Source organism: Labrys methylaminiphilus subsp. lupini, from assembly GCF_051161885.1.
Lineage (GTDB): Bacteria > Pseudomonadota > Alphaproteobacteria > Rhizobiales > Labraceae > Labrys.
In genome coordinates, this window is the sequence record NZ_JBMDIH010000001.1 from 3461140 (window position 1) to 3473046 (window position 11907).

Here is an 11907-nt window from a genome sequence, read left to right on the forward strand (position 1 = left end):
GGTGGTTCAGCATTTCGTGAAGGCCATCCGCGGTTCACAACCGTTTCGACCAATAAAAAAGACGCGCCGGGGCGCGCCTCTGAATGGGATTGGGTGAGAGACTGCCCGACCCTATGCGCCGGAGAGGCCCTCCATTCTTGTTATTCGTCGCTTGCCTTCACGCGAACCGGTGACCCTGCCGCTTGAAGATGCTTTGTCGGGGATCACACAGTCTTGAGGTTGCCGGCTGCCGCCTTGCCCGTCTTGCGATCGGTCAGGATCTCGTAACCGATCTTCTGGCCTTCACGCAGTTCGGGTAGACCGGCACGCTCGACGGCGGTGATATGCACGAATACGTCGTGACCACCGTCATCAGGCTGAATGAAGCCATAACCTTTCTGGGTGTTGAACCATTTTACGGTTCCCGTGCTCATAGATAGATAGTCCTTTACTTCGTTCCAAAGCATGGACGCCCCACGGAAATCCGTGCTTCGCCCGGTTTTGTGAAATTTGGGGAGGGTGTCCTGAACGTACGTCCCGCTAGAGCCGCCCGAAGGCAGCTCAAGTGCATGGATGTACCGGCCCAGTCGTCCGGCCAAATGACGTCAGATCGATAACACAGGTTTGTCGAAATTCACAAGTGCGTGGCCCAAGCAGGCTTAAGAGGCGGGAAAAATCACAGTTCTGCCATTCCCAGCTGCCACGGCTTGGTCTAGAGCAAAGCGCGTTTGGACAGAAACGCTTGTTTGCTCTAGCTCCCTGTTTTGACGCATCTTTGCGGTTCTTGCCGGTTCCGGAAAATCGCAAAACGCTATAGAGGCTGTGCCTGTCGCCTCCTTCTCTCGCCCCGTCAGTGGAACCGTGCCCGGTATGACCGCCCTTCTGCGCCCTGCTCTTATCCTGCTTGCTCTTTGCGCCAGCACGCCCGCTCTTGCCGACAGCGCCGACCGGGATTGCTCGAAAGGGGTGGCCGAGCAGCGCATTCCCGCCTGCACGCAATTGCTCGACCGGAAGCTGGCCAAAACGACGCGGGCGCTGGTGTATTTCCGGCGTGGACAGGCCTATGCGGAAAACAGCGACGACGCCAAGGCGGTGGCGGATTTCGGCGCGGCGCTCGAATTGCGGCCGCGCGACGCCGCCAGCCTGACCGCACGGGCCGATGCCCAGTCCCGCCTCGGCGAGATGGACGCGGCGCTGGCCGATTATGCCGCCGTGATCGCCGTCAATCGGCGTTCGGCCCTCCCGCTGGTCAATCGCGGCTTTGCGCTGCTCCAATTCGACCGCAACGAGGAGGCGATCAAGGATTTCGATGCTGCCATCGCCCTCAACGGGCGCGAGGAAGAGGCGTATAAGGGCCGTGGCGATGCCCATCGCGCCCTCGAGGAGCATATGGCCGCCATCGACGACTACACGCAGGCCATCCGGCTCGACAAGACCTACAAGAATGCCTTCTATGCCAGAGCCCGTTCCCTCATCGAGATGAAGGACTATACTCGCGCTCTGGAAGACCTGCAGAAGGCGCTCGACCTCGATAGCGATTTCGATTCCGCCTATTTCAGCCGCGCTTTCGTGCAGTGGCAGCTCGGCGACACCGAAGGCGCCATCGCCGACTATACCAAGGCGCTCGCGCTCGATACCAGTTTTCCGTCCGCGCGCCTGGAACGTGGACAGCTCTTTGCCGCCCTGCATCGCTATGACGAAGCGATGGCCGATTATGACGAGACTATCCGCGAGCAGCCGACCAGCGACCAGGCCTATGTCTCGCGCGGCATGGTCTGGCGCGAACTCGGGGACTACGACAATGCACTGGCCGATTTCGGCAAGGCGCTCGAACTCACCAAGGACAAGCCTGATACCCTCAATGAACGGGCCCTGACCTATCTCGCCGCCGATCGCTATGACGAGGCGCTGCGCGATGCCAATGCCGCCATCGCTGCCAATGCGCAAGTCACCGACTATTTCGTCACGCGCGCGCGCATCCATGAGAGCCGGGGCGAGCGCGACGATGCCATTGCCGATTTCAACAAGGCGCTGGAGCTCGACCCCGCTAACAAGCCGGCCAAGGGCGGCCTGTCGCGGCTCGGCGCCAAGCCGTAAGCTGCCCGGGACCGCCGGCTTCTCAGCGACATTGAGCTTGGCTCAATGTCGCGATACCCGCTTTTGAAAGCAGCGTGCTTGCCCGAGAGAAAGAGGCGGACGTCAGATCTTGTCCAGCCAGTCGACCAGGCGCTGCGTGGCGGCCTGGAGCTGCTCGGGGCTGCGCAGATAGCACAGCCGCATGAAGCCCTCGCCACCAGCGCCAAAGGCCGTGCCGGGCGCGAGGCCGACATTGGCCTGATCGACGATCTCGAGGCCCAGGCGACGCACGTCCGGCTTCCCCTCCACGGAGAAGAACAGGTAGAAGGCGCCGCTCGCCGGGGCGAAGCGCACCTTGCCGGTGGCGCTCAGGCCGTTGATGACGATATCACGGCCCTGACGGGCGCGGGCGATCTGATGCTCGACGAAGCTCTCGCCCCGCTCCAGGGCCGCGATGCCGGCGCGTTGCAGGAAGGTTGCTACACCCGAAGTGGAATATTGCAGCAGATTCTCGATGGTCTGCCCGAGTTCAGGCGGTGCCTCCATCCAGCCGATGCGCCAGCCGGTCATCGCCCAGTTCTTCGAAAAGGTATCGGTGAAGATGATGCGGTCTTCCGGCGTGCGGATGTCGCGGAAGGAGGGCGCGCGACCGCCGGCATAATGGAAGCGCGTATAGATCTCGTCGGCGAAGATCCACAGCCCATGCCGGCGGGCGAGATCGAGCACGAAGGCGATATCCTCCGCCGTGGCGACCCAGCCGGTGGGGTTGGACGGCGAATTGATGAAGATGCCGCGGGTGCGCGGCGTGATGGCGTCGGCGAGACGCTGGAAATCGAGCTTCCAGCCCTGTTCGGTGAAGATCTGGGGCACCATCACCGGCTTGGCACCGGCCACGCCGATGGCGGCCGCGAAATTCGGCCAGGCCGGCGTCGGCACGATCACCTCGTCGCCGGCACCGGCGATCAGGCGAACCGCGGTTTGGATCGCATGCATACCGGACTGGGTAACGAAAAAGCGATCGGCGGAGAATGGTTTGCCGAAAAGGTTGGTGTGATAGCGCGCCAGGGCTTCGCGCAAATCAGGAATGCCACGCTGCCAGGTGTAGAAGGTTTCGCCGGCGGCCAGCGACCGTGTCGCCGCTTCGGTGATGAAGGCCGGTGTGGGCACATCGCCCTCGCCGGCCCAGAGCGGGATCATGCCCTGGCGCGTGCGCCCATAATTCATCACCTCGACGATGCCGCTTTCCGGTGCGCCGAGCGCCTCCGGCCTGATGCCATCGAGGAAGGTGGGAGCGGAGGGAATCGTCTCGAAGGCGGCAGTCACGGCATTATCCTTGCAATGGGAATGCCGGACTTTATGACATCAGCGCAAACAGCAGAAACCAAAACTTGGAATGGAATCCATCGCCTGCATGCATGGATACCGATGGCAGCCTCTCCCGACTCGCGGAAAAGGCTGCCCACATGGCAGGCTCACCTCCTGGCGAGCAGGTCGCGGATTTCCGTCAGCAACAGCACATCGGCGGGCGGAGGAGGAGGTGCAGGCGCTTCGGCAGGCTTCTGGCTCTTCAGGCGGTTCAACGCCTTGATGGCCAGGAACAGCACGAAGGCGATGATGACGAAATTCACCACCAGTGTGATGAAATTACCATAAGCCAACACGGCGCCAACTTTCTTGGCATCCGCCAGCGAGGTCCCCTCCGGAACGGTTCCCTTCAACAACACATACATGTTGGAAAAATCCAGGCCACCTGTAATCCTGCCGATGATCGGCATGATGATGTCGGCAACCATCGAGTCCACGATCTTTCCGAACGCCGCACCGATGATAACAGCAATGGCGAGGTCGACGACGTTGCCCCTAAGGGCAAATTCCTTGAATTCCTTGAGCATGGAGCCTCCGCTTGTGCCTGCCTGGACCGACGTCAATGCAACCGATCCCTGGCTCTGTCACCCGATGATACCGGCGCCAATGCCAAGATTCGTTACTATAGGGAGGTAATGATTAGCCTCCTCACGCGGGGATGCAAGTCATTGTCCACCCGGACGTTCCAGCTCAAACGTGCTTTCCACTACGGAATAGTCCCGATAGCCCAGGCGCGAGACCACGCGCATCGCTGCGGTATCGACGCGCCCGTCACGGATGAAGCGGTCGTCGACATGAATGCCGACCACTTCGCCGCAAACGAGCCAGGCATCGCTCGGCGCGCCCTCCGCATCGACGAGCTGGATCGTCTGGGTCCAGCGGCATTCCAGCGCGGCAGCGGCCCGGGCCACGCGCGGCGGCTTTACCATGCGCGAGGGTGCGGCTTCCAGCCCGGCATGTTCCATCTCGCTCTGGCCGCGCGGCAGCCGGGCCGAGGTGGCATTCATCGCGTCCATCAGATCTTCGGTGACGAGGTTGCAGACGAATTCACGTGTCTCCTCGGCAAAGACGACGCTGTCCTTGCGGCCGTCCGCGGCAAAGCCGACGAGATGCGGACGCGACTGGAACGCATTGAAGAAGGAGAACGGGGCGAGATTGAGGGCCCCGGCCGCCGACCTCGTGGTGATCCAGCCGATTGGACGCGGCGTCACCAGCGCCTTGAAGGGATCATGGGGCAGGCCGTGATCGCCCTTGCGTGGTTCGTAAAACATCGCGTCAAACCTCCAGCGTCTGGCCGAGCCGTCGCAGGAAACCGGCACAGGCCTCGAGTTCGGACAGGGCGATCCACTCGTCGGCGCCATGGGCCTGCTTGATCGAGCCTGGGCCACAGATCACGGTTGGAATGCCGGCAAGCTGGAAATGACCGGCTTCGGTGCCGTAGGACACCGCCTGGGTGCGGTTGCGCCCGGCAAGACGCAGGGCCAGCGTCTCCGCATAGGAGCCGGGATCGGGCGACAAGGCCGGCACCGCCACGTCGAGTTCGGTCACGATATCGGCCTCCGGCGCATTGCGCCTCAGCCGCGGCAGCACGACCTCCTGGCTGAAGGCCCGTATCCGGTCCGGCACGAACTCCACCGGCAAGGAGGGCAGCCCGCGGCATTCCCAGACGATGCGGGCCTCGTCCGGCACGATGTTGATGGCCTTGCCGGCCTGGATGAGGCCCGCCTGTACCGTGGAATAGCCGGGCTCGAACCGGCCGGAAGGATCGCCTGCGGCCCGCAATTCGTCGGCAATGTCATCGAGATGGCTGATGATGCGGGCGGCCGCATGCAGGGCGTTGGCGCCGAGCGCCGGCATGGCCGAATGGGCGGGCCGGCCGGTGATGCGGGTGAGATAACCGGCAAGCGACTTCTGCGCATCGACCACTTCCATCAGCGTCGGCTCCCCGACGATGCAGGCGCGCGGCAAGGGCAGGTCCTGGCCGAAGCGGGCGATCATGTCGAGGCTGCCCAGGCAGGAGATCTCCTCGTCATAGGAGATGGCGATATGAACAGGCGCTTTCAGCTTCATCGCCAGGAAATCGGGTACCAAGGCGAGCGCGGTGGCGACGAAACCCTTCATGTCGCAGGTGCCACGGCCGTAAAGGCGCTCACCCTCCAGCCGCGCCTCGAAGGCCGGCGCGCTCCAGGCCTGGCCTTCCACCGGCACCACGTCGACATGGCCGGAAAGCACCACGCCCGGCCGATCTGCCGGGCCGATGGTGGCAAGAAGCGCAGCCTTGTCGCCAGCGGCGTTGGGCAGGCGGACGCTCTCGACGCCATGCCCGGCTAGATAGTCGGCAACGAAATCGATCAGCGCCAGATTGGAACGGGAGCTGACCGTATCGAAGGAAACCAGCTTGGCGGTGAGTTCGGCGGGGGTATAGCGAGAGGGCATGATGTCCACTCTTCCTCAATTGCAGGCGCTTCGTTTCCAGGAGTGGACGTCGCCGAGATAGCACAGGAAGCGGCGCGGCTGGGACCGCGGACAACAGCCACATGGAGCTACGCTCAATGTGGCGGCGACGTCCGCTCCTTCTTTCCCACTGGTGTCGCCACCTACGCGTTCACCAGCTCTTCCGTCTCGGCCTTGTCGAAATCGTAGCGGGCGTTGCAGAACTCGCAGGTCACCGTGATCGATCCGTCATCGGCGACCATGTCACGGCGATCGGCTTGCGAGAAATTGCGCAGCATGGTGGTGACGGCCTCGCGCGAGCAGCGGCATTTCTCGATGATGGCCGAGCTGTCGAACACCCGAGCTCCGCGCTCGTGGAAAAGGCGATAGAGCAGTTCCTCGGCCGGCACATTCGGATCGGTGAGTTCGTGATCCTCGACCGTCCCCATCAGGAGCTTGGCCTCGACCCATGCGTCGTCCTCGCGATGCTCCATCACCTCGGCCCCCTCGGGCGCATCGCCCGGCGGCAGGTCGGCCATGCGCATGCGCTCGGGCGAGGACGGCAGGAACTGGATCATCATGCCGCCGGCGCGCCAGCTCGTCCCCTCCCCGGCCACGTAATTTTCGGCCACGGCCAGACGGACGCGGGTGGGAATCTGCTCGGACTGGCGGAAATACTGGTCCGCTGCCGCTTCCAGGCTCTCGCCCTCCAAAGCGACGATGCCCTGGTAGCGCGCCATGTCCGGGCCCTGGTCGATGGTCATGGCAAGATGGCCACTGCCGAGCAGCTCGATGGTGCTGGTCTTGCCGGCATCGATGGCAGCAGCCACGGCCTCCTTGTCGAAGGTGGCGCAGGCCCGTACCCGGTCCGGTGCCTGGAAATCGACCACCAGCATCCTCACCGGCCCGTCGGTGCGGGTCTGCAGGATGAACCGGCCGTCGAATTTCAGCGTGGTGCCGAGCATCAATGCCAGCGCCGTCGCCTCGCCAAGCGCGCGCGAAACCGGCGCCGGATAGTCGTGCCGGCGCAAAATGGTGTCGATGGCCGGACCGAGCCTGACGACGCGGCCCCGCACGTCCAGCCCCTCCGCCTGGAAGGGCAGAATGTGATCGTCTTCCATCAGATGAGGCTCGCTCATGCCGCGGCCTGCCCGAAACACCAGGCGAGCACGCCCTTCTGGGCATGCAGGCGGTTCTCGGCCTCGTCGAACACCACCGATTGCGGCCCGTCAATCACCTCGTCCGTCACCTCCTCGCCGCGATGGGCGGGCAGGCAATGCATGAACAGGGCATCCGGCTTGGCAAGACCCATCAGCTTGGCGTTGACCTGGTAGGGGCGCAGCAGATTGTGGCGATAGCCCTCGGAATCGCCCATCGAGATCCAGCAATCGGTGACGACGCAATCGGCGCCCTCCACCATCTCGCGGGGATCCGTGCTGATTTCCAGCCGGCCATTGTTGGCACGGGCCCAGTCGACGACCTCCTTGCGCACGGAAAGGTCATGGGGCGCGGCGACGCGCATGGTGAAGTCGAAGCGTTGTGCTGCCTCGATCCAGGACGTCAGCACATTGTTGGCATCGCCCGTCCAGGTCACCGTCTTGCCCTTGATCGGACCGCGATGTTCCTCATAGGTGAGGATATCCGCCATGATCTGGCAGGGATGGGAGAGCTTGGTCAGGCCGTTGATCACCGGGATCGTGGCATTGGCCGCCAGTTCGCGCACCGCGGCATGGTCGAGCATGCGGATCATCACCGCATCGACATAGCGCGAGAGCACGCGAGCCGTGTCGGCGATGGTCTCGCCGCGGCCGAGCTGCATCTCAGCACCGGTCAGCATCAGGGTCTCGCCACCAAGTTCGCGCATGCCGACATCGAAGGAAACCCGCGTACGCGTCGAGGGCTGCTCGAATACCATCGCCAGCACCTTGCCGGTGAGCGGACGTTCGCTCGCCACCTTGCCCTTCACGCGCTTGGCCTTGATCGAGGCGGCGAGGTCGAGAACCGTCCGCAAATCCTGGGTGGGAAGGTCGGAAAGATCGAGAAAATGCTTTACCATCGTCAATGTCCGGCAGTCTTTGGCTTGCTCGAGAGGGCGACACAGGCAGCCTCGATTCGGCGCACGCCTTCGAGAAGTTCTTCATCCGAGATGATCAACGGCGGCAGCAGCCGCGTGACGTTGTCGCCGGCCGGAATGGCCACCAGCTTTTCGGCCCTGAGGGCGCCGACGAATTCGCCCGGCGTCACGCGCGTGCGCAAGCCGAGCATCAGGCCTTCGCCGCGGATCTCCTCGATGATGTCGGGGAAGCGGTCCTTGAGCTCGGCCAGGCGCTGGCGCAGCAGCAGGCCGGCTTTGGCGACATGCTCCAGGAACCCTTCCTCGAGCACGACGTCGAGCACGGCATTGCCGACCGCCATGGCGAGCGGATTGCCGCCGAAGGTGGTGCCATGCACGCCGGCCGTCATGCCCTTGGCCGCCTCGTCGGTGGCGAGGCATGCGCCCATCGGGAAGCCGCCGCCAATACCCTTGGCGACCGCCATGATGTCGGGAGTCACGCCAGCCCATTCATGCGCGAACAGCCTGCCGGTGCGGCCAACGCCTGTCTGCACCTCGTCGAAAATCAGGAGAAGCCCCTTGTCGTCGCACAGTTGGCGCATGCCCTTGAGGCAAGCCTGCGGGAAGGAGCGGATGCCACCCTCGCCCTGGATCGGCTCGACCAGGATGGCGGCGGTTTCCGCCGTGATCGCCCGGTCCAGCGCCTCGTGGTCGCCGAAGGCGATCTGGTCGAAACCGTCGACCTTGGGGCCGAAGCCTTCCAGATATTTGGCCTGGCCGCCGGCAGCGATGGTCGCCAGCGTACGGCCGTGGAAGGCGCCCTCGAAGGTGATGACGCGGTAGCGCTCGGCATGGCCGTTGGCCGACTGATATTTGCGGGCCATCTTGATGGCGCATTCGAGCGCTTCCGCCCCCGAATTGGTGAAGAAGACCTTGTCCGCGAAGGTGGCGTCGGCCAGCCGGCGGGCAAGCTTCTCGCCGCCCGGCATCTGGAACAGGTTGGAGGTGTGCCAGATCTTCTGGGCTTGCTCAGTCAGCGCCGACACCAGATGGGGATGGGCATGGCCAAGCGAATTGACGGCGATGCCCGCACCGAAATCGAGATAGCGCTCGCCGTCCGAAGCGATCATCCACACGCCCTCGCCTCGCTCGAAAGCCACGTCCGCTCGGGCATAAGTCGGCAGGATGGCCGACGGGGCGGGATCATGGGAGAGCTGAGATTTGACGGAGGCGTTCACGGGTGTGGCTTTCAAGTTGGCAATTCTAGAGGTTTGAGACAGTCCTGGGATTTGAGATAGTCCTGGAACATCATGATGACAGGAGCAAAGCGCGTTTTGGCGAAACCGCACTTTGTTCCAACTCTTGGTTCCGACGCGTCTTTGCGATTCTTGGCGATGCCGGCAAATCGCAAAACGCTTGGGCCAAAAAATCAAAACGCCGCCCCAAGGTTGCTGCTTGAGGGCGGCTGTTTCAACGAAAAATATATTAGGCGTGAGGGCGATGCTGTCAATGGCAGCGTTGGAGCGGACCGGCGCGGTCAGGTCAGGCCCGCGCCGTGTCCCCGTTCATGCACCCACCTTCAGCCGTTGTGCTTGGCATCGTCCACTTCCGGCGACCCGATTCCGTCGGGGCGGCCAACGGTCGGCGCCTTGTGTCCTGCGCCTCCGAGCGAGGCGGCCAGTAGTGCCTGGGTGGGATCGGCCCCCTTGAAGCCGGCCTGGGCCAGGATCTCGTCGAGGATGGGCTTTTGGGCGGTGAAGCTGAGTAGCTGGCTGGACAGGTCGCCGATCGGATGGCCGCCCTGATCACCGCCTGCTCCCGCACCACCGAGAGCACCGGCCAACCCACCCGCGCTGAAGATCCTGATGTCGGAAATCTTCTCGATCGGCTTCATCGCCTGTTCCAGTGCCAGCGGCACTATCGCCACTCGGGCCTTGGCGAGTTCGAAGCCGATGATGTTTTCCGCCAGTGCATTGCGCGCCTCGTTCTTGGCCCGCTCGGCCCGCGCTTCGGCTTCGCCCAGTTCGATCACGCCGGTAGCGCGGATCTTGGCCGCCTGCGCTTCGGCGTCGGCCTGGATCTTGGTGGCGGCGGCCACGTTCTCGGCCGCCTGCCTCTCCGCCTCGGCCTTGACCGTGATGGCGGTCGCCGCCTGCTCGGCCGCCTTGCGGGCATCGATAACGGCGATGCGCTTGGCGCGCTCGGCGATTTCAACCTCGCGGGCGGTGGTGACCTGCTCCTCGGCAGTGATGGCTGATGCTTTCGCCTCATCCGCCTTGGCGCGGGCAGCCTGCTCTTCCTCCATCTTGCGGGCCACCATGATCGCTGCGTCAATACGCGCGGTCTCGGTGATCTTGCGGGCCACCGCTTCACGCTCGGCGATGCCCTGCTCGGCCCCGATACGCGCAGCCTCGCGGGCCTGGCGCGCTTCCGCGTCGCGCTCGGCGATGCCCCGGTCGGTATCGAGCCGGGCGGTTTCCTGGCTCAAGCGCGCCAATTGCTCGGCCTTGGCCGTTTCGGCGCGGGTTTCGGCCGTCTTGTTGGCAATATCGCGTTCCTGGCTCAATTCCGCATCGCGCTGCTCGCGCTCGATGGTGAGACGCCTCAGCGCGGCCTCGCGGTCCTTGGTGGCGATCTCGACCTCGTTGTCGCGCACGATCTGGTTACGCTCGCGCTTGCGCTCTTCGGTGATCTTGGTGAGGGCGGTCAGGCCCTCGGCATCGAATGTGTTGTTCGGATTGAAATGCTTGATGTCGGTCTGGTCGAGGCGGGTGAGCGAGACCGATTCGAGTTCGAGACCGTTGGACTGCAGGTCGTGCGCCACCGCCGCCTGCACCGATTTGACGAATTCGGCGCGCTGCTCCTGCAGATCGCGCAGCGACATGGTCGCAGCTACCGAACGCAGGCCGTCGACGAATTTGGCTTCCACCAGAGCCTTGAGCGCATCGGCGTCGTTGGTGCGATCGCCCAGCGTCTGGGCGGCGAGCGCGATGTTCTCGGCATCGGGCTTCACCCGAACATAGAATTCGGCGGTGATGTCGGCACGCATGCGGTCCTTGGTGATCAGCGATTCATGTTCGGAACGCTTGACCTCGAGCCGCAACGTGCTCAGCGACACCCAGGAATAGGAGTGGAAGATGGGCAGGATGACCGAGCCGCCGTCGAGCACCACCTTCTTGCCGCCGAGGCCGGTACGCACATAGGCCTTGTCGCGCGTGGACCTGGTGTAGAGGGTCGTCATGATGATGCCGATGACGACGATGGCCGTCACGATCACACCGGCAATGAGCCCCAACGAAAGGAAGTCCATGGTCGTTCAGCTCCTGTTGTTGTCGAGATCGAGAGGCTGCGGCGCGGGAATGGCCTGGAAGAGACCATCGACCCCATCAACGATCACCACGAGCGCGCCTGTCTCGATGACATGCCCCGGCGCGGCTTTCGCGCGCAGGGCATGAAAATTGTCGTAGCGGTCCTTGACCCGCACGCTGCCGGGATTGCCCTGGTCGAGCGGGCCGATGGTCACCGTGCCGATCAGTCCGACGAACTCGTCCTGGCTGAGCACGCTGGTCTCGTCGCGCGGGATGATCCGGGCGACGCCCCGGCCGATCCAGCGTGTGGAGGGAAGGGCTGCCGCCAGCGCGCCAGGAACGGCAATCAGGCTCGGCAGCGGCCCGGCAAGGCCGGAGGCAACCGCCTGGATGGCGAAGCCGAAGGCCGCAAAGGCCGAAAGCAGGATGACGATGAGCACGAGGATGGGCACGCCGCCCGCATTGAGCCATGACGACCAAGCGCCGAGCACGCTGCTATCGTGATCGCCGGGGGCATGATGCCCGAGGCCTTGATGCTCGAAGCCCTGGAATCCGAAACTATCGTCGAGCAAGGCCGAGACGGAAGCGCCAAGCAGCACCGAGACGAGCTCGACCACGCCGATGCCGATCACCGTCAACAATGCCACCCAAAAGGGCGCCGTGCCCGGCTGGACCAAAGTTTCCATCATCACG

The 11907-nt window shown here is 63.9% G+C and carries 11 protein-coding genes; 1 reads left to right on the forward strand and 10 read right to left on the reverse strand.

Annotated features, from left to right (window positions below; translation table 11 throughout):
* Nucleotides 1-203: 203 nt before the first annotated feature.
* Complete coding sequence (locus tag ACN6KF_RS16340; RefSeq protein ID WP_434957849.1) at nucleotides 204-413, reverse strand: cold-shock protein; 210 nt, start codon at nucleotides 411-413, stop codon at nucleotides 204-206.
* A 436-nt stretch (nucleotides 414-849) separates the two neighbouring features.
* Between ACN6KF_RS16340 and ACN6KF_RS16345 the strand changes: the two genes are divergently transcribed.
* On the forward strand, nucleotides 850-2076 hold the full coding sequence (locus ACN6KF_RS16345) for a tetratricopeptide repeat protein (protein WP_434957850.1): 1227 nt from the start codon (nucleotides 850-852) through the stop codon (nucleotides 2074-2076).
* A 102-nt stretch (nucleotides 2077-2178) separates the two neighbouring features.
* Here ACN6KF_RS16345 and ACN6KF_RS16350 read toward each other — a convergent pair whose 3' ends face one another.
* The 9 genes from ACN6KF_RS16350 to ACN6KF_RS16390 all read right to left on the reverse strand — a co-directional run bounded on the left by ACN6KF_RS16350 (nucleotide 2179) and on the right by ACN6KF_RS16390 (nucleotide 11903).
* A complete protein-coding gene (locus tag ACN6KF_RS16350; RefSeq protein ID WP_434957851.1) occupies nucleotides 2179-3378 on the reverse strand; it encodes a pyridoxal phosphate-dependent aminotransferase in 1200 nt (399 codons plus the stop codon).
* Nucleotides 3379-3527: 149 nt separating this feature from the next.
* Entirely contained in the window at nucleotides 3528-3947 is a 420-nt protein-coding gene (gene mscL, locus ACN6KF_RS16355; protein ID WP_434957852.1) for a large conductance mechanosensitive channel protein MscL, read from the reverse strand.
* A 138-nt stretch (nucleotides 3948-4085) separates the two neighbouring features.
* On the reverse strand, nucleotides 4086-4691 hold the full coding sequence (locus ACN6KF_RS16360; RefSeq protein WP_434957853.1) for a flavin reductase family protein: 606 nt from the start codon (nucleotides 4689-4691) through the stop codon (nucleotides 4086-4088).
* A gap of 4 nt (nucleotides 4692-4695) precedes the next feature.
* Entirely contained in the window at nucleotides 4696-5856 is a 1161-nt protein-coding gene (argE, locus tag ACN6KF_RS16365) for an acetylornithine deacetylase (protein ID WP_434957854.1), read from the reverse strand.
* A 161-nt stretch (nucleotides 5857-6017) separates the two neighbouring features.
* The gene (locus tag ACN6KF_RS16370; protein ID WP_434957855.1) at nucleotides 6018-6992 is read right to left on the reverse strand and encodes an Hsp33 family molecular chaperone; all 975 of its coding nucleotides are present in this window, start codon (nucleotides 6990-6992) and stop codon (nucleotides 6018-6020) included.
* Nucleotides 6989-7909, reverse strand: a complete 921-nt coding sequence (argF, locus tag ACN6KF_RS16375) for an ornithine carbamoyltransferase (protein WP_434957856.1) — start codon at nucleotides 7907-7909, stop codon at nucleotides 6989-6991. The genes ACN6KF_RS16370 and argF overlap by 4 nt, the downstream gene beginning before the upstream one ends.
* 2 nt (nucleotides 7910-7911) lie before the next feature.
* Nucleotides 7912-9159 (reverse strand): aspartate aminotransferase family protein, encoded by a 1248-nt coding sequence (locus ACN6KF_RS16380; RefSeq protein WP_434957857.1) that lies wholly within the window; start codon nucleotides 9157-9159, stop codon nucleotides 7912-7914.
* 326 nt (nucleotides 9160-9485) lie between these two features.
* Nucleotides 9486-11216: a flotillin family protein gene (locus tag ACN6KF_RS16385; RefSeq protein WP_434957858.1), complete on the reverse strand. Its 1731-nt coding sequence runs from the start codon at nucleotides 11214-11216 to the stop codon at nucleotides 9486-9488.
* 6 nt (nucleotides 11217-11222) lie between these two features.
* Nucleotides 11223-11903, reverse strand: coding sequence for an OB-fold-containig protein (locus tag ACN6KF_RS16390; RefSeq protein ID WP_434957859.1), 681 nt, complete (start codon nucleotides 11901-11903; stop codon nucleotides 11223-11225).
* Nucleotides 11904-11907 lie beyond the last annotated feature (4 nt).